Here is a 15766-nt window from a genome sequence, read left to right on the forward strand (position 1 = left end):
GGATGAATACAATGAGTAAAAGAGCACTAGTTATTATCGCTCCGGGTTGTGAAGAAATTGAAACGGTAGCCAGCATCGACACGTTAGTCCGCGGCAATGTCAAAGTCACCGTCGCCTCGATCAATCCGAACAAACAGCGTGAGGTTGTCGCCTCCCGCGGCGTGCATCTGGTAGCGGATCATCTGCTGGAAGAAGTGGCGCATGAAACCTTTGATGCCATCGTGATGCCGGGCGGCCTGCCAGGTGCGGAATATCTGCGGGATAACCCACTGGTGATTGAGCTGCTGAAAAAACAGCAGGCCAAAGATCTCTGGCGCGCGGCGATCTGTGCGACACCAGCATTTGTGCTGGCTCATCACAATCTGATTGGTGATGCCAAAGTAACCGGTTATCCAGGCACCCAGGAACAGTTACCGGCCGGTCAGGTCAGTCAGGAACGGGTGGTTGTCGATAAACCGAATAAACTGATCACCAGTCAGGGTCCGGCGACCAGTATCGATTTTGCCTTGGCGATAGTTGCTGCACTGCAGGGACAGGAAATGGCGGATAAAGTACGGAAGGATATGCTGGCGTAGATTATTGCCACTCGGCTGAGAGGCTCCGGCCACCAACTCATAAGTCGACAGTGCGCCGCAGGGATGCGGCGCCCAAGCCTCCATGGATGGATTTACGGCGTGTCAGCGTTGAGTTGGTGACCGGAGCCTGATGCCATTATTCACCACCGGAAAACATATTTTTAATCCAGTCTACCGGGGTACTGCTGCAGCTTTCGGCCGGCGGCAGCTTATCGCTGCGGGCGGGCAACATCAGCGCGCCACCACAGCCGCTGGCGACCGGTTTGCCACTCAGATTGAAATTCACCATCGCAATCCCCTGCGGAACCGGTAATTTCAGCGAGTTCACGCCCCGGCGGGCCATATAATCACTGAATAACGGCAACGCGCCATTGGAACCGGTCAGGCCGGCAGGCTTGTTATCATCACGGCCAACCCAGACGGTGATCACCTCATCGTTATCCAAACCGGTAAACCAGGCATCACGCAGGTTATCCGTCGTGCCAGTCTTACCAGCCAGTACCGCATTCGGGAATCTCGCTGCCAGGCTGCGGGCCGTACCGGAACTGGCGACTTTAGTCATCGCAAACAGCGTCAAATAAGCGGACTGACTGTCTAACCGGCGTTCCGCTTTTTCTGCCCGTTGATAGATCACCTTGTCACTGCTGTCCTGAATGGTCCGGATTGCGGTCAGCGGTTGATACAACCCTTCAGTCGCCAGAGTCAGAAATGCCTGGTTAACCTCGAAAGGTGACAATTCCAGGATACCCAGGAAAAGTGACGGGAACAGCGGAATATCCTGTGTTACCCCCATCCGCTTCAGTGTTTCGGCAACGGCAGGAACTCCCACCGCCATTCCCAGCCGGACTGTCGGCACGTTCAGCGAGTTCGCCATGGCGGCATATAAAGGCACCGTTCCACGATAGGTTTTATCGTAGTTCTGAGGCGCCCAGGTTTTCCCGCCCTGATTGCGTAACTGCAGTGGTTCATCTTTCAGCGGGGTCGCCAGCTGATAGCCCTGATCCAGTGCCGTCATATACACCGCCGGCTTAACCTGCGAACCGATCGGACGACGGGCATCCAGCGCACGGTTTAAACCGGCATAACCGGTATCCCGTCCGCCCACCAGCGCAGAAACCTCGCCGGAATGACGGTTGGTAACGACCATGGCGCCCTGCAAGGCTTTGCGGTTCAGACGTTTTTCAATGCTGTCCAGCTGAGAAGAAACAGACTCTTCCGCAGCTTGCTGTGCTACCGGATCCAGACTGGTAAAGATCTTCAGACCGGATTGATCCAGGATGCCTGTACCAAAGCGCTGACGCAGTTCACGCCGCAACAAGTTCATAAACGCAGGGGTGCGGCCATAGGTCATCTGCCCGCGTTCAATCAGGCCTAACGGACGCGCGGCATAGGTCTGGAATTGTTCCGGTGTCAGCTGATTATTTTCCAGCATCAGACGCAGGATCATATCCCGGCGTTGCTGTGCCCGTTCCGGATAACGCCATGGATCGTAATAAGATGGTCCGCGTACCATGGTGACCAGCAAGGCCATCTGATCCGGCTCCAGCTCATTGAGCGGCATACCGAAATAGAAGTAAGAGGCCAGACCAAACCCGTATACACCCTGCGCGAAATTCTGACCGAGATAAATCTCGTTCATATAGGTTTCAAGGATCTGATTCTTCTCATAGCGGTAATCAATGATCACCGCCATGTAAGCTTCCTGCACTTTACGCCAGACACTGCGTTCCCGGGTCAGGAAGTAGTTTTTCGCCAGCTGCTGCGTGAGGGTACTGCCCCCCTGCACGGTGTGTCCGGCCCGCAGGTTGGCCAGAAATGCCCGGCCGATAGAAAGTACCGATACCCCGCCATGGGTATAAAAATCACGATCTTCCACCAGCAGCAACATGTTGGCGAAAGATTGTGGTACCTGATTGATCCGCAACAGGATGCGATCTTCAATTTCCTCATTACTGAGACGATCCAGCAATACCGGGTCCATGCGGACATAGCCAAGCTCGCGCTGGTTATCGGCATTCTTGATATTGAGCAGGCGTTGTCCGTTAAAAGTCAGCAATAAAGGCCGGGATTTCTCCATACCGTCCGCAAAATCAAAGGAACGGCGAATGACGATCATCCGTTGTCCGTTAACCGCATACTGCCCCGGCCCTTTCGGATCTGCGCTTTGCCGGTAATTGAGCAGTTTCAGTTCATGCAACATCTGCTGTAATGACAAACGTTGCCCCGGGAACAGCTCCAGCGGCCGGCTGTAAACAACAGCGGGAAGTTTCCATTTCTGCTCACTATCAAACTTACTGTGAATCAGACTGTCGAGATAGATGCCAAACAGCACCATGAACGCCACCCCGACCAATCCCAGTTTTATCGCCAGACCAATCCAGCGACGCCAGTGCCAGAAAGGATAAACCGGCACGGTTTTCTTTTTCGGTTTCTTAGCCACGTGAAAAGTATTCCTGTTACATTAGTCGTTTAACCGTTTTTGTCGGCATAGCCTGCAGTGGATCATCAGGCCAGTAATGCTTTGGATAACGTCCCTTACCCTCTTTTTTAACTTCGTTATAAGCGCCTTGCCAGAAAGCTACCAGATCCTGCGTGATCTGTAATGGTCGTTTCGCGGGTGACAGCAGCTCAATCTGCACAGCCACCTTACCATTAGCGACCGTCGGCGTTTCCCGTTGACCGAACATCTCCTGGATGCGCACCGCCAGCACCGGAGAACGTCCGGCTTCATAGCGCAATACGATCCGGCTTCCTGTTGGCGCCGTAAAATATACCGGCAGCAGCTCATCCAGTTTTTGCTGCTGAGACCAGGTCAGACTGTTACGTAAAATCGTCAGCAACGGCAGGCGTTTTAACTCATCCAGCCGTGAGAATCCATCCAGATGTGGTAATAACCATTGTTCCAGTGTTGCCAGCAAGGTGGCATCGTCCGCTGCGGGTAACGCCAGTTCAGGTAACCATTCGGCAGCACAGCGCCAGCGTTGCAGCCACTGCTCACTGTCTGCATTCCACTGCAGACAGGACAACCCGTGCAGCCGTATTCCCTCCAGCAAACACCGGGCTTTCTGTTCTGCGCTCAGATCGGTTAACGGCTGACGTTTTAACACGATGGCGCCCAGACACTGCTGTTTTTCTGCCCGCACCCGTTCTTCTTTATTGTCCCAGCCCAGAAAGATTTCCTCCCGGAACAGCTGTGGTTTCGCTTGCTTCAAGGCCTCGATATCCAGAGACTCGGCCGTGAAAATCCGCAACCCGGATTCCGTCTGCTGCAGCGCTACCGCCACCAGCCATTCTTTTCCCTGGCAGGGATGATCGGGTACCAGATCCGCCCGCTGTCCGTTCGCCAGCTGATAACGCAGTTCCCCGCTTTTTCTGGCGATACGATCCGGCCAGGCGACAGCTGCCAACAAATCGATCTGAACCGGCGGACAGGATGGAACAGCACCTTCACCCTCCATCCGCTGCCACCAGCGCCGGGCCGCAGCATGCAGGCCCTGACCGTAACGCTGTAACTGAACCGATAGCGGATCGTTGCCCAGAACCCGCTCTTCCTGCAGCGCAAGCAGATAACAAGCGGCGGCGAGCATGCCGGTGTACCCCTGCAGCTCCAGTTCTTTCGCTTCTGACAACAGATGACCCAGCCTTGGCTCGCAGGGTAGCAACGCCAGCTGACGCCCTTTAGCTGTTAACCGGTTTTGCTCATCGAACACCTCTAGCCAGCGTAGCAACTGACGTCCAGCCGCCAGTGCCGGCGCCGGTGGCTGATTCAGAAAAGGCAACTCCTCCGGCGTACTGCCCCAGAGCGCAGATTCCAGTAACAGCGATGCCAGATCGCTGCGCAGAATCTCCGGCGATGCCTGTTCTTCCAGCCGCTCCTGCTGCTCTTCACTCCACAACCGGTAGCACACGCCCGGCCCCAGTCGTCCGGCACGGCCGGCGCGCTGTGTCGCTGAGGCCTTGGCGATCTGTCGTGTCTCCAGCCGGGTCACGCCGCTTTTCAGATCAAAACTGCTGCGACGCTCCAGACCGGAATCAATTACCACCTGAATGCCTTCAATGGTGAGCGAGGTTTCCGCAACATTCGTGGTCAGCACCACCTTACGCTTGCCTTCCTCGCACGGCAGAATGGCCCGTTGCTGCTCGGCAAACGGCAAGCGGCCATGCAGCGGCAGGACGGCAATGTCCGTAGAAATACGTGATTGCAGCCATTCGGCCAGACGGTCTATTTCACCGGCGCCGGGCAGGAAGACCAGCAGACTGCCCGTTTCATTCTGTACCGCATCCAGCACCACAGAACCCCACTGTGGTACCAGCAGTTGCTGACGGTTCACCGGACGATATTGATAGCTGATGGGATAAGAACGACCGGAACAAGTCAGCAGTTCGGCATCCGGCAACAACTGTTGTAACGGCAAGCCTTCTAACGTTGCCGACATCACCATAATCTTCAGATCCGGACGCAACGCGGCCTGACTTTCCAGCGCAAATGCCAGTGCCGTATCCGCCTGCAGGCTGCGCTCATGAAACTCGTCGAAGATCAGCAGATCCACGCCGGCCAGTTCCGGATCCTGCTGTAGCATCCGGGTCAGAATGCCTTCGGTGACAATTTCCAGCCGGGTAGCCTTGCTGCTCTTCTGTTCCCCCCGGACACGGTATCCCACCTGCTGACCGACCGGCTCATTCAATTGCTGCGCCAGATAGAGCGCAATATTGCGGGCAGCCAGACGGCGGGGTTCCAGCATGATGATCCGGCCGGAACCGGTCAGTTGCTGCAGTAAAAAGAGGGGGACGACTGTCGATTTACCGGCGCCCGGAGAGGCCTGCAGAATCAGCTGATTTGACGTCTGACAGGCCTGCGCTATCTGTGGTAACAGCTCATGGATAGGCAGTTGGAACAAATTGGTTCTCCGTTACACTGAATAGCGGCATTGTGCCAAAGCCATTAGCGGAATGAAAAGTGAAAGAAGAAAGAGGGCATGAATCCCGCGAAAGCAAAATTCCTCCGCGGGCAACATCGACAGGGAAAAATCAGAGAAAACCTTCTGCTTCCAATGCAGCCTGCACCGCCGGACGAGCAGCCACGACCTCGCGGAAACGTTCGATATGCGGCCATTTTTTGAGTGGTATATTCATATGGCCAAACCAGCCGGTGATCACAAACAGATAAAGATCCGCCACACTGAACTGAGCGCCAAGCAGATAACTGTTGGTTTTGAAAAGCAGCTCTAATCTGTCTAGGCGAACCGCAAGACGTTCAATAACGGGGGCTCGCTGCTCTTCAGTGAGCGTTGGTGAAAACAACGGTGAACAGGTTTTGTGCAATTCGGTAGCAATAAAATTCAGCCAGCTAATCGCCCGGTAACGCGCCGTACCTTCCGTCGGCAGCAAACCGGCCGCAGGTGCATGATCCGCAATAAACTGCATGATCGCCGGCCCTTCCGTGATCACGACCCCATCATCCAGCTCCAGTGCAGGAACATAACCTAACGGATTGATCTTGCGGTAATCGTCACCGGAAGCAGTGATCTTCTTGCGTAAATCCACTTTCTCTAACTGAAAATCCAGACCCGCTTCACGTAATGCCATATGGGAAGCCTGAGAGCAGGCGCCGGGAGCGTAATACAGTTTCATTGTCTCTCCTTAATTGGAAGGCGAATTACCCTGACACCACCGATAATGGAATGCTTGGCAGCCGGCGTCAATTGTTGCAGATATAACTTATCTGTTTTCCTTTACCCGTTTTTCATCGGTCACAGAGAGGATGCTTTTATTAATTAAATTGATTATATTTATACAATCAATTTAAAAAAATGATAACAGTATGAATATTACCTTACGGCAACTCGAGGTCTTTCTGGCCGTTATCGACACGCAATCAACAACCCGCGGCGCAGAAAAACTGGCTTTGTCACAATCTGCGGTCAGCAGTGCGCTGGCCGATCTGGAGAATCAGCTCGGGGTACAGTTGTTTGAACGGGCCGGGAAACGTCTGATCGTCAATGAAAACGCCCGCCTGCTCTTTCCCCGTGCGCAGGCCTTGCTGGAGCAGGCTCAGGAGCTGGAAAACCTGTTTTCCAGTGGCCGCAGTATGCTGCGTATCGGTGCCAGTACCACCATCGGTAATTATCTGCTGCCGGCAGTGATCGCCCGTTATCGCGAACAATTCCCCGGCATCCAGCTGGAATTACGGGTTGCTAACAGTGCCGACATCGCCGAGGCCGTGGCCAATTTTGACGTGGATATCGGTTTTATCGAAGGACCATGTCATCGTATGGAACTGGAAAGTCAGTTGTGGCGGCAGGATGAAATGCTGCTGTTCTGTGCGGCTTCACATCCGCTGGCTGGTAAAACCGTCACCGCTGAACAGCTGGCAGAATGCCAGTGGATCCTGCGTGAAGCGGGCTCCGGCACCCGGGAAGTCGTGGAACAACTGCTGCTGCCCCGTCTGCATCATCTGAATCTGGTGATGGAGCTGGGCAATTCAGAAGCCATCAAACATGCGGTAAGCCACAGTCAGACGGTCAGTTGCTTGTCGAAAGTCGTGATTGAGGAACAACTGGAAAGCGGACGGGTCGCCCTGCTCCAGCTTGAAAATATGGAACGCATGATGCGCCCGCTTTACCTGATTCGGCACAAACAGAAACACCAGTCACGCAGTCTGCAGGTGTTTCTGGATGTGGAACAGCAAATTGCGGCAGGTTTAAAGGCCTAGCGCGTAACGCAAGGCTTTCTGTTTCAGCCAGCCGGCATTTTCTGCTGCCAGCAGCGTCAGATTCCGCAATATTTTCACTGGCGCATGCTGCAGACTGAATCCGGCATAAAACAGATCCATCGCCGACTGCATCAGGGTGTTGTCACATAAACGCTCACGCTCATACTGTTTCAGATGTTCAACACTGAATGACTGCTGTTTTTGCTGCGCGGTTTGCCACAAATTGACCAGACAGGAAACATCCTTAAAGCCCAGATTGACGCCTTGTCCGGCCAGCGGATGAATGGTATGCGCCGCATCCCCCAGCAAAATCACCTTTCCCTGATAATAATGCTGCGCATGGCGCCGGGTTAACGGGAAACTGCCGCTGTGCGTCACCGTGCAGGCCGGTAACGGTTCCGGGAAATGACGTTTGACTTCCTTATCCAGCAGCGCCGGCGGCATCGCCGCTAACCGGGCGATACGGGCCGGTTTGTCATACCAGACCAGCGATCCTTTTTTCCCGGCTAACGGCAGAAAGGCTCGCGGGCCGTCCGGATAAAACTGCTGCCAGGTGATTGCCGGCGCGTCCTCTTCCAGATCGACGTTAATCAGCAGGCAATCCTGCCGGTAGTCCCAGCGGTTGATGCCGATTTTGGCGAAGGATCTGATTTTGGAATTTGCGCCATCAGCAGCCAGTAACCAGGATGCCTTGACGACCTGATCATCATTCAGCGTCAGACTGACCGCCGTCTCATCCTGCGACAATGCGGTCACCTGTACCGGACAGAACAGCTGCACATTGGGTAACGTTTGCAATCGCTGCCATAACGCCAGCTGAATCAGCCGGTTCTCAACAATAAACCCTAATTCGGGAACCTCCGCCTCTTCTGCCCGGAAATGGGTTTCCAGCCCGGGGACCTCCCAGGTGGCCAGCTCATTATAGGCCCGGACTCGCATCATCCTGATCGCATCCCAGACACCGGCTTGCTGTAATAAACGGACGGATGCCGGACTGATCGCCGATACCCGCAAATCCATCGCCTGCGCCGGGGCATAGCGTTCAGGCTCTGCCTGCTCGACCACGGCAATCTGCCAGCCTTGCTGTGCCAGCAAACAGGCTGCGGCAGCGCCGACCATGCCACCACCAACCACAACGATGTCGAAATGAGTTTTATTATGTTCCACACGTCACCCTGTCTTTAAAGACGCAATAATCTATCTTAACGATAACCACAGATAACGTCATGGGATAACACTGACCTTCCGGCGCGATATCTGCTAACATGCGCAACAATTTCCGCATACTGTTTTGCTCCGGTTTTTTCCACGATGAAAGATCAATTGTTCGCCGCCCCGATCGATCAGCTGGGCGATTTCTGCTTTGACGAAAAAGTCGTCGAAGTGTTCCCGGATATGATCCAGCGCTCTGTACCGGGTTATTCCAATATTCTCTCTGCCATCGGCATGATGACCGCCCGCTTCGCCCAACCAGGCTCCAATCTGTATGACCTGGGCTGTTCGCTCGGTGCCGCCACCCAGATGATGCGGCGCAATGTGGCGCATCACGATTGCCGGATTATCGGCATCGACAATTCAGCGCCGATGGTCGAGCGTTGCCGTCAGCATCTGGCTGCCTACAAGAGCAATGTTCCGGTAGAAATCCGGCAGGATGACATCCAGAACGTCACGATTGAGAATGCCTCTGTCGTTGTACTGAACTTCACCCTGCAGTTTATTGAACCGGCAGACCGACTGGCATTGCTGCAACGCATCTATGCCGGTTTGCGCCCGGGCGGCATTCTGATCCTGAGTGAAAAGTTCCGCTTTGACGATACCGAAGTCAGCGACCTACTGGTGGAACTGCACCTCGACTTCAAACGGGCCAACGGTTACAGCGAACTGGAGATCAGCCAGAAACGCACCATGCTGGAAAACGTACTGCGTGCCGACAGCGTTGAACTGCATAAACAACGTTTACAGCAGGCCGGCTTTGAACACATTGATCTCTGGTTCCAGTGTTTCAATTTCGGCTCCATTGTCGCCATCAAAGATCAAGGAGAAAACGCATGATCGATTTTGCCTCCTTTTATCAGGTGATTGCCAAAAGCCGCTTAAGCCACTGGTTGCATACCCTGCCGGCACAACTGAATGCCTGGGAAAACAGCGAACGCCACGGCAATCTGCCGAAATGGCAACGTGTGCTGAAAAAGCTGGAAAGCTATCACAGCCAGAACGTGAATCTGCATGATCGCGTCGAGATTGGTCTGCCTGGCGAAATCAGTGACGGCCACACCAAAAAACTGGAAAACCTGCTGCAGAGTTTCCACCCGTGGCGCAAAGGTCCGTTCGATCTGTTCGGTATCCATATTGATACTGAGTGGCGCTCCGACTGGAAATGGGATCGCGTGCTACCGCATATCAGCCCGCTGAAAAACCGTTATGTGCTGGATGTCGGCTGTGGCAGCGGCTATCACCTGTGGCGCATGCGTGGCGAAGGCGCCGAGCTGGCGGTTGGCATTGATCCCTCTGCGCTGTTTCTTTGTCAGTTCACGGCAGTGAAACAATTGGGTGGTAATGATCCTCAGGTTCATTTTTTACCACTGGGCATTCAGGAGCTGCCGCCACTGCGCGCATTTGATACGGTCTTTTCCATGGGGGTGCTTTATCACCGCCGTTCTCCTATCGATCATCTCTATCAGTTAAAAGACCAGTTACGCGATGGCGGAGAATTGGTGCTGGAAACACTGATTGTCGATGGTGATGAAAACACCGTGCTGGTGCCTGATGATCGCTATGCGCAAATGAACAATGTCTGGTTCCTGCCCTCGCCGGCCGCCATGATAAAGTGGCTGAAAAAGTGTGGTTTTCAGGATGTCCGCATGGTGGATGAAGCCATCACGACCACCGACGAACAGCGTAAAACCGAATGGATGCGAAATGATTCTCTTGCGCAATACCTGATGCCGGATGATCCCACCCGTACCATTGAAGGCTATCCGGCACCGAAACGCGCCGTTTTTGTTGCGACCAGAGGCTCAGAAGACTAGTCCCCTGATCGTTATCTGATATAAACTTACAACAATTTTTTGTTAACCTGATTGAACCGCTACCATGATTACAAAAGCATTACCGGGTTTAGCTCTGCTCTCTATGAGCCTGTTTTCTGGATACGTGTTAGCTGACGAGTCTGCCAGCAACAGTTGTGAAGCTGCCGTGCAACAATTGTTAAAGCAACAGGCCGAAACTAACGCTTTACTTAATACCCGCCTGAGTATTCTGCTTGATCAGCAGGGACATAGCGCCAAACAACTGAATGAGCTGAAAACACTGCAGCAACAGCTTGCCAGACAGTTACCTACGGCCGAACAACAGTCCAAGCCTCCGGTTTTCAAAAAATCATCGAAAAAAGATACCTCGGGTGTCTGTGTTCCGGCCGAGCCGGGAAAAACCACACCTGACGGCAAAATGATCCTGGGTGAAACCGAGTGGATCTATGTTGAAGAAGCCAATGGAAACTTCATGAGCCGCGTGGATACAGGCGCAACCACTTCTTCCATCAGCGCTCAGGATGTTACCGTCTTTGAACGTGAAGGACGTCGCTGGGTAAAATTCAATATGCCGGTTGATGGCGGTAAAGTCGTTACTGTTGAAGCGCCCTTCGTTAAATATATCCGTATTCGTCAGGCAAACGGTCTGGAAGATCGTCCGATTGTACGCATGACTATCCGCATTGGCTCCGTCACAGAAAAAGCAGACTTCAGCCTGACCGACCGTTCCAATATGGACTTCCCGGTTCTGATGGGTCGTGAATTCATCAAGGACGTTGCTGTAGTGGATGTTGCCCGTGAAAACGTACAAGGCAAACCACAGGTAGAAGGCGCGGTTCAGTCTTCCGAACAGCCAAAAACAAGCAGAAACGGCAAAACAGCCAAATCGTCCGCTGATCAGAACGGAACCGAAACGGTAAGAGAAGGTGACAAGCTTATCGTGGTTAAAAAGGTTCCAGTCAAAGATGAAACCAAACCTGCTGTTCAGCCGACCGCAGATATTGAAAAACCCGTTAAAAAAGAAGTAAAAACAGCAACTCCGGCTGATGTAGAGCCAGTCAAAACCGACTCTGCTGCCGGAGCCACTTCAGATAATAACAAGGATAAGTAGTATCTATCATGGTCTCTCGCCGTCCGTTTTATATCGTCGTCGCGCTGCTCTATATACTGGGTATCGCACTGGTCGTGTATCGCCATGTTGCCTTTGATGTTCCTTTGTGGCCGGGTGAATACCGCAATGTCTGGTCTGCCGAAGCGAAAGTCGAATTTGATGCTAATGGCGGTCCGGTTATGGCATCACTGGCATTGCCTGATACCCAGGAAGGCTTCACACATGTCGACGAAAATGCCGCCAGCCCGGGATATGGCCTGTCTTTCGTTACCAAAGATGGCATAACCCGCGCAGAATGGTCGATCAGCAGCGCGACTGGTCATCAGGAGCTTTACTATCGTACCGACATGCTGAGCGACCCTTATGCCAAGGCATTGCCAGTCACAGTACCGACTATTGATAAATCGCTGGAAAAAGAGCCGATTGCTTCCGCAATCAATCAGATCCTGGCAGCAGCTAAAACCCGCTCAGCCGATGCGTTTACCCTGACGCGAGAAATTCTTAAAGAATTCAAGAATCAGGAACAAAATGCGGCTCTGCTGGCCAAATATAAAAAACCGGCTTATCTGCTGGTGGAAATTCTGAATCAGGCGGATATTCCGGCCCGAGTGGTTCGCGCCCTGAATCTGGAAGATGGTCGTCGTCGCCAGCGTCTGGTGGACTATGTTCAGGTATTTAACGGCGACAAATATGACCTGTTCGATCCGAATACCGGTGTGCAGGGTCGTCCGGAAAATCTGCTGCTGTGGGAATACAACACCACGCCGCTGCTGGATGTGGCTGGTGCCAGTAACTCTCAGGTAACCTTCTCCGTTATCAAAAAGCTGGTTCCGGTAAATAAAGCCCTGGAAGCTAAGTTTGAACACACAGATATGCTGAACTTCTCGGTGGATATGCTGCCGGTAGAAGAACAGTCGCTATTCAAAGGCATCCTGCTGATCCCGATTGGCGTGATGGTTGTTGTGTTCCTGCGGGTTATCTGTGGTCTGAAAACCTCTGGTACGTTCATGCCGGTACTGATCGCGGTGGCCTTCCTGCAAACGCAGTTGTTCACCGGTTTGGTCGGTTTCCTCAGTATCGTTGGTGTGGGCCTGGTGATCCGATCCTGGCTTTCCAAGCTGAATCTGCTGCTGGTCGCCCGTATATCGGCCATCATCATTACCGTTATCTGTATCATCGGCGGCCTGTCCGTGCTGACCTATAAACTGGGCATCACCCAGGGTATGCGAATCACCTTCTTCCCGATGATCATTCTCTCCTGGACCATCGAACGTATGTCGATCCTGTGGGAAGAAGAAGGTCCGAAAGAAGTCTTCAAGCAAGGCGGTGGTTCATTACTGGTGGCCGTAATCGCTTATCTGGCGATGAGCAGCGGTATGGTTCAGCATCTGACCTTTAATTTCCTCGGGTTGCAGCTGATCATTATGGCAACCGTACTGGTGATGGGTAACTACACCGGCTATCGTCTGTCTGAGCTGAAACGGTTCAAACCGTTAGCTGACGAACTGCATAAGAAGTAATGCCATGTGGCTTTTAGAGAAGTACACCTCACCCTTTAAGCTGGCTCAGCTCGGCATCATGGGCATGAATCAGCGAAACGTCAGTTATATCGGGCGCTATAATCCGCGCTCGCTATATCCGTTAGTAGATAACAAGCTGAAAACCAAACGCATTGCGGTTGATGCCGGTGTGACGGTGCCGAAACTGATCGGCACCATCCAACATCAGCATGAAGTGACCAAGATTACCGAGATGGTTAAGGATTGGCCGGGATTCTGTATCAAACCAGCACGTGGTTCCGGTGGTAAAGGGATCCTGGTCATCATGCGTCATGAAGATGGCCTGTATTACAAACCCAACGGTAGCGGATGTACCGCAACCGATCTGGAACGTCATATCACCAACATTCTGGCAGGGCTATTCTCGCTGGGCGGTAAACCCGACTTCGTGCTGGTTGAAGATCTGATCCAGTTTGATGACGTGTTTGACGGTTACTCCTATGAAGGCGTTCCGGATACCCGAGTGATCATCTTCAAAGGCTTTCCAGTCATGGCCATGATGCGTCTGTCTACTGCATCCTCCGACGGTAAAGCGAACCTGCACCAGGGGGCTGTCGGTGTCGGCATCTGCCTGCGTACCGGCAAAGCGCTGCGTGCGGTGCAGTACAACAGTCCGATGCGTTATCATCCGGATACCGGTCGCGATCTGTATGAACTGCAAGTTCCGCACTGGGAAAAACTGCTGAACCTCTCCGCAGCTTGTTACGAGATGTCCGGTCTGGGTTATATCGGTACTGATATCGTACTGGATAAAAAACGTGGTCCACTGTTGCTGGAACTGAATGCCCGCCCGGGTCTTTCGATTCAGATCGCTAATGGTGCCGGTCTGCTGCCCCGTCTGCGTAAAATTGAAAAGATGTCAGAGAACGATATCAAGAAAATGACTGTGGCAGAACGCGTGAAGTTCTCTATGGATAACTTTGGTGTTTTACAGCCTTAATGCTTTTCTGATCTCCGGATAATCAAACGGCCCTTAACGGGCCGTTTTCATTCCTGCGCAAAACGTTTACTTCAGCTGGTATAAGCGAGGTAACTCGGCAGAAACCGGCTGATATGCTTCCTGGATATAATTGTAATAGGCCGTAAATGACGGTGTACTATCGCGATCCTTGCCGCTCATCACCTTCTCCATCCGCGTCAATTTCACAATGATGAATTTTGGTTTGTTCCGCTTCAGATCATCCATCATACGGGTTCGTACATCATACGGTGGCGTAACATTATCGAAAAACAGATAGGACGATGCCGGACGACGTTCCGTCCAGACGTAATATTGCGGAATCACCCCATCCACCCAGATCAGATCATCATACCCGGTGTTTGCCTTGATATATTCCACCATCTGTCCCGATACCTCATCAAACGGACGCCCTTTGGTCAGCCCGCGCGCCAGCGGTAACACCACCATCAGTACAGTCAGTAGGACGAGTAATGACATCGCTGGCAGATATAACCGGCGGCTTCGGGTAACGAACCAGATACCAACCAGAACAGCTGTTGTAATGACGCTTGCAGTCAGACTGACCAGCAACTCATATGTGAGTTTCGGCAGTGGTGATTCAAAGCGCGACCAGGTAAAGATAATGTGCTGTGCCAGCAAATAACCGATCACCAGCAACAGCGTTAAAACACCAGCCTGCTGTATATGGCGGCAACCTATCTGCCCTGTCAGCCCGCCACTGCGCGCAGCCTGAATGACGACAGGCAGCACAAGCATGGCGAAGGTAAAGAACAGAATTTCATAATGCTCGTAGGTGTGACCGGAAACGGAATTTGCCACAATTCCCATGACGATTCCGGTCAGCTGGGTTGCCAGCAAGATGCCCCATGGACGGGAATTATCAGCTGAGCGTTGTTGTTGCCAGACAACCGCAATAAACACCGGCAACAATAACAACAGACCAGTTCTGGCCAGGCCGAGGAAACCCACCATCAGTGAGTGGCCGCTGCCATAACTGCTACCGAAGAAAATGCCGAATGAATAGAACCAGAAGTCACTCAGCACACCATGCCAGACAAAATAAGCCAGCAGTGGCAGAGTAATCACCAGTAAACCGGCAACCCCACTGATTGTCAGTTTAAGTGCATCCTGCCAGCGACGCTGCCATGCCCAGTAAACAAACAGAGCCAGGTAGTAACCACACCACATTGCGGCATTATTCATGCGCAACATGGCAATCAGACCGAATGTCACCGCCGGAATGACTGCATCCTGCCAGCGGAAACGTTCTGCCAGCAGCATCCGCACAAAATGATACTGAGCGATTAATCCCAGACTGAACGTGTAATCTTCCGTCATGTTGCCGTAGTAATAACGGTAGGCATACAGGAATAACCAGGCCAGCATACCGGCAAGCCGGCTTAATGGCGCAATCCCCCACAGGGCAAGTGTGCGGTATAAAGCGTTGAGCCCCCAGATCAGCAGTACTGTTTCCAGCAGCCAGATCCCCTGAAAACCACCGATGGCATAACCAATCGCATCCAGCAGGAAGATCACCGGGCCTTTAATATCGATCATGTCGCGATAGAGCACGGCTCCGTCAGCCCACATCTTGCCCATGGTGGCAAACAACGAGGCATCATAGGCCGGTGCCATACCGTAAAGCAGCGGGTTCTGCAGTGCAAATAACAGACCCAGCAAGGTTGGCAGTAGCCATGCCTGCCAGTTATATACTTTATCTTTCTGCTGCAGCGTGTTTTCTGCAGCCAGCAGACTATCACTCCAGTCCGCGAGATATTGGCTGACTTGCTGCCAGCGTTGCATCAATTGCGTCATCATC

The 15766-nt window shown here is 52.9% G+C and carries 12 protein-coding genes; 7 read left to right on the forward strand and 5 right to left on the reverse strand.

The window, feature by feature from the left end:
* Positions 1 to 11 precede the first annotated feature (11 nt).
* Complete coding sequence (locus tag HNR75_RS00205) at positions 12 to 575, forward strand: DJ-1 family glyoxalase III (RefSeq protein ID WP_188025005.1); 564 nt, start codon at positions 12 to 14, stop codon at positions 573 to 575.
* A 136-nt stretch (positions 576 to 711) separates the two neighbouring features.
* On the opposite strand, the gene mrcB is transcribed toward HNR75_RS00205, so the two are convergent.
* From mrcB to gstA, 3 genes are all read right to left on the reverse strand, one after another.
* The gene (gene mrcB / locus HNR75_RS00210) at positions 712 to 3015 is read right to left on the reverse strand and encodes a penicillin-binding protein 1B (protein ID WP_188025006.1); all 2304 of its coding nucleotides are present in this window, start codon (positions 3013 to 3015) and stop codon (positions 712 to 714) included.
* Between the two features lie 16 nt (positions 3016 to 3031).
* Positions 3032 to 5473, reverse strand: coding sequence for an ATP-dependent helicase HrpB (gene hrpB, locus HNR75_RS00215; protein WP_188025007.1), 2442 nt, complete (start codon positions 5471 to 5473; stop codon positions 3032 to 3034).
* A 130-nt stretch (positions 5474 to 5603) separates the two neighbouring features.
* Complete coding sequence (gene gstA, locus HNR75_RS00220; RefSeq protein WP_188025008.1) at positions 5604 to 6206, reverse strand: glutathione transferase GstA; 603 nt, start codon at positions 6204 to 6206, stop codon at positions 5604 to 5606.
* Positions 6207 to 6396: 190 nt separating this feature from the next.
* On the opposite strand from gstA, the gene HNR75_RS00225 reads away from it, so the two are divergent.
* Positions 6397 to 7287 carry a LysR family transcriptional regulator gene (locus tag HNR75_RS00225; RefSeq protein WP_188025009.1) on the forward strand — a complete coding sequence of 297 codons (891 nt, stop codon included), beginning with the start codon at positions 6397 to 6399 and terminating at the stop codon, positions 7285 to 7287.
* Here the strand turns inward: HNR75_RS00225 and HNR75_RS00230 are convergent.
* Positions 7276 to 8454 carry an FAD-dependent oxidoreductase gene (locus tag HNR75_RS00230; protein WP_188025010.1) on the reverse strand — a complete coding sequence of 393 codons (1179 nt, stop codon included), beginning with the start codon at positions 8452 to 8454 and terminating at the stop codon, positions 7276 to 7278. The two genes, HNR75_RS00225 and HNR75_RS00230, sit on opposite strands and share 12 nt — an antisense overlap.
* A 144-nt stretch (positions 8455 to 8598) precedes the next feature.
* Here HNR75_RS00230 and cmoA point away from each other — a divergent pair, with 144 nt between their 5' ends.
* The 5 genes from cmoA (at position 8599) to HNR75_RS00255 (ending at position 13926) form a co-directional block, all read left to right on the forward strand.
* Complete coding sequence (cmoA, locus tag HNR75_RS00235) at positions 8599 to 9339, forward strand: carboxy-S-adenosyl-L-methionine synthase CmoA (protein ID WP_188025011.1); 741 nt, start codon at positions 8599 to 8601, stop codon at positions 9337 to 9339.
* Complete coding sequence (gene cmoB / locus HNR75_RS00240) at positions 9336 to 10316, forward strand: tRNA 5-methoxyuridine(34)/uridine 5-oxyacetic acid(34) synthase CmoB (protein WP_188025012.1); 981 nt, start codon at positions 9336 to 9338, stop codon at positions 10314 to 10316. Before cmoA ends, cmoB begins: the two co-directional genes overlap by 4 nt.
* Positions 10317 to 10380: 64 nt before the next feature.
* Positions 10381 to 11427 carry an ATP-dependent zinc protease family protein gene (locus HNR75_RS00245; RefSeq protein ID WP_188025013.1) on the forward strand — a complete coding sequence of 349 codons (1047 nt, stop codon included), beginning with the start codon at positions 10381 to 10383 and terminating at the stop codon, positions 11425 to 11427.
* Between the two features lie 8 nt (positions 11428 to 11435).
* Positions 11436 to 12947 carry an inactive transglutaminase family protein gene (locus HNR75_RS00250; protein WP_188025014.1) on the forward strand — a complete coding sequence of 504 codons (1512 nt, stop codon included), beginning with the start codon at positions 11436 to 11438 and terminating at the stop codon, positions 12945 to 12947.
* Between the two features lie 4 nt (positions 12948 to 12951).
* Positions 12952 to 13926, forward strand: coding sequence for an alpha-L-glutamate ligase-like protein (locus HNR75_RS00255; RefSeq protein WP_188025015.1), 975 nt, complete (start codon positions 12952 to 12954; stop codon positions 13924 to 13926).
* A gap of 66 nt (positions 13927 to 13992) precedes the next feature.
* Here HNR75_RS00255 and HNR75_RS00260 read toward each other — a convergent pair whose 3' ends face one another.
* Positions 13993 to 15765 (reverse strand): hypothetical protein, encoded by a 1773-nt coding sequence (locus tag HNR75_RS00260; RefSeq protein ID WP_188025016.1) that lies wholly within the window; start codon positions 15763 to 15765, stop codon positions 13993 to 13995.
* Between the last annotated feature and the right edge of the window lies 1 nt (position 15766).

It is taken from the genome of Tolumonas osonensis (genome assembly GCF_014202415.1).
GTDB classification, from domain to species: domain Bacteria; phylum Pseudomonadota; class Gammaproteobacteria; order Enterobacterales; family Aeromonadaceae; genus Tolumonas; species Tolumonas osonensis.

Coding starts and splice junctions, on each gene's coding strand:
- HNR75_RS00205 (WP_188025005.1), top strand. CDS start 12: ATGAGTAAAAGAGCACTAGTTATTATCGCTCCGGGTTGTGAAGAAATT.
- gstA (WP_188025008.1), bottom strand. CDS start 6,206: ATGAAACTGTATTACGCTCCCGGCGCCTGCTCTCAGGCTTCCCATATG.
- HNR75_RS00225 (WP_188025009.1), top strand. CDS start 6,397: ATGAATATTACCTTACGGCAACTCGAGGTCTTTCTGGCCGTTATCGAC.
- cmoA (WP_188025011.1), top strand. CDS start 8,599: ATGAAAGATCAATTGTTCGCCGCCCCGATCGATCAGCTGGGCGATTTC.
- cmoB (WP_188025012.1), top strand. CDS start 9,336: ATGATCGATTTTGCCTCCTTTTATCAGGTGATTGCCAAAAGCCGCTTA.
- HNR75_RS00245 (WP_188025013.1), top strand. CDS start 10,381: ATGATTACAAAAGCATTACCGGGTTTAGCTCTGCTCTCTATGAGCCTG.
- HNR75_RS00250 (WP_188025014.1), top strand. CDS start 11,436: ATGGTCTCTCGCCGTCCGTTTTATATCGTCGTCGCGCTGCTCTATATA.
- HNR75_RS00255 (WP_188025015.1), top strand. CDS start 12,952: ATGTGGCTTTTAGAGAAGTACACCTCACCCTTTAAGCTGGCTCAGCTC.
- HNR75_RS00260 (WP_188025016.1), bottom strand. CDS start 15,765: ATGATGACGCAATTGATGCAACGCTGGCAGCAAGTCAGCCAATATCTC.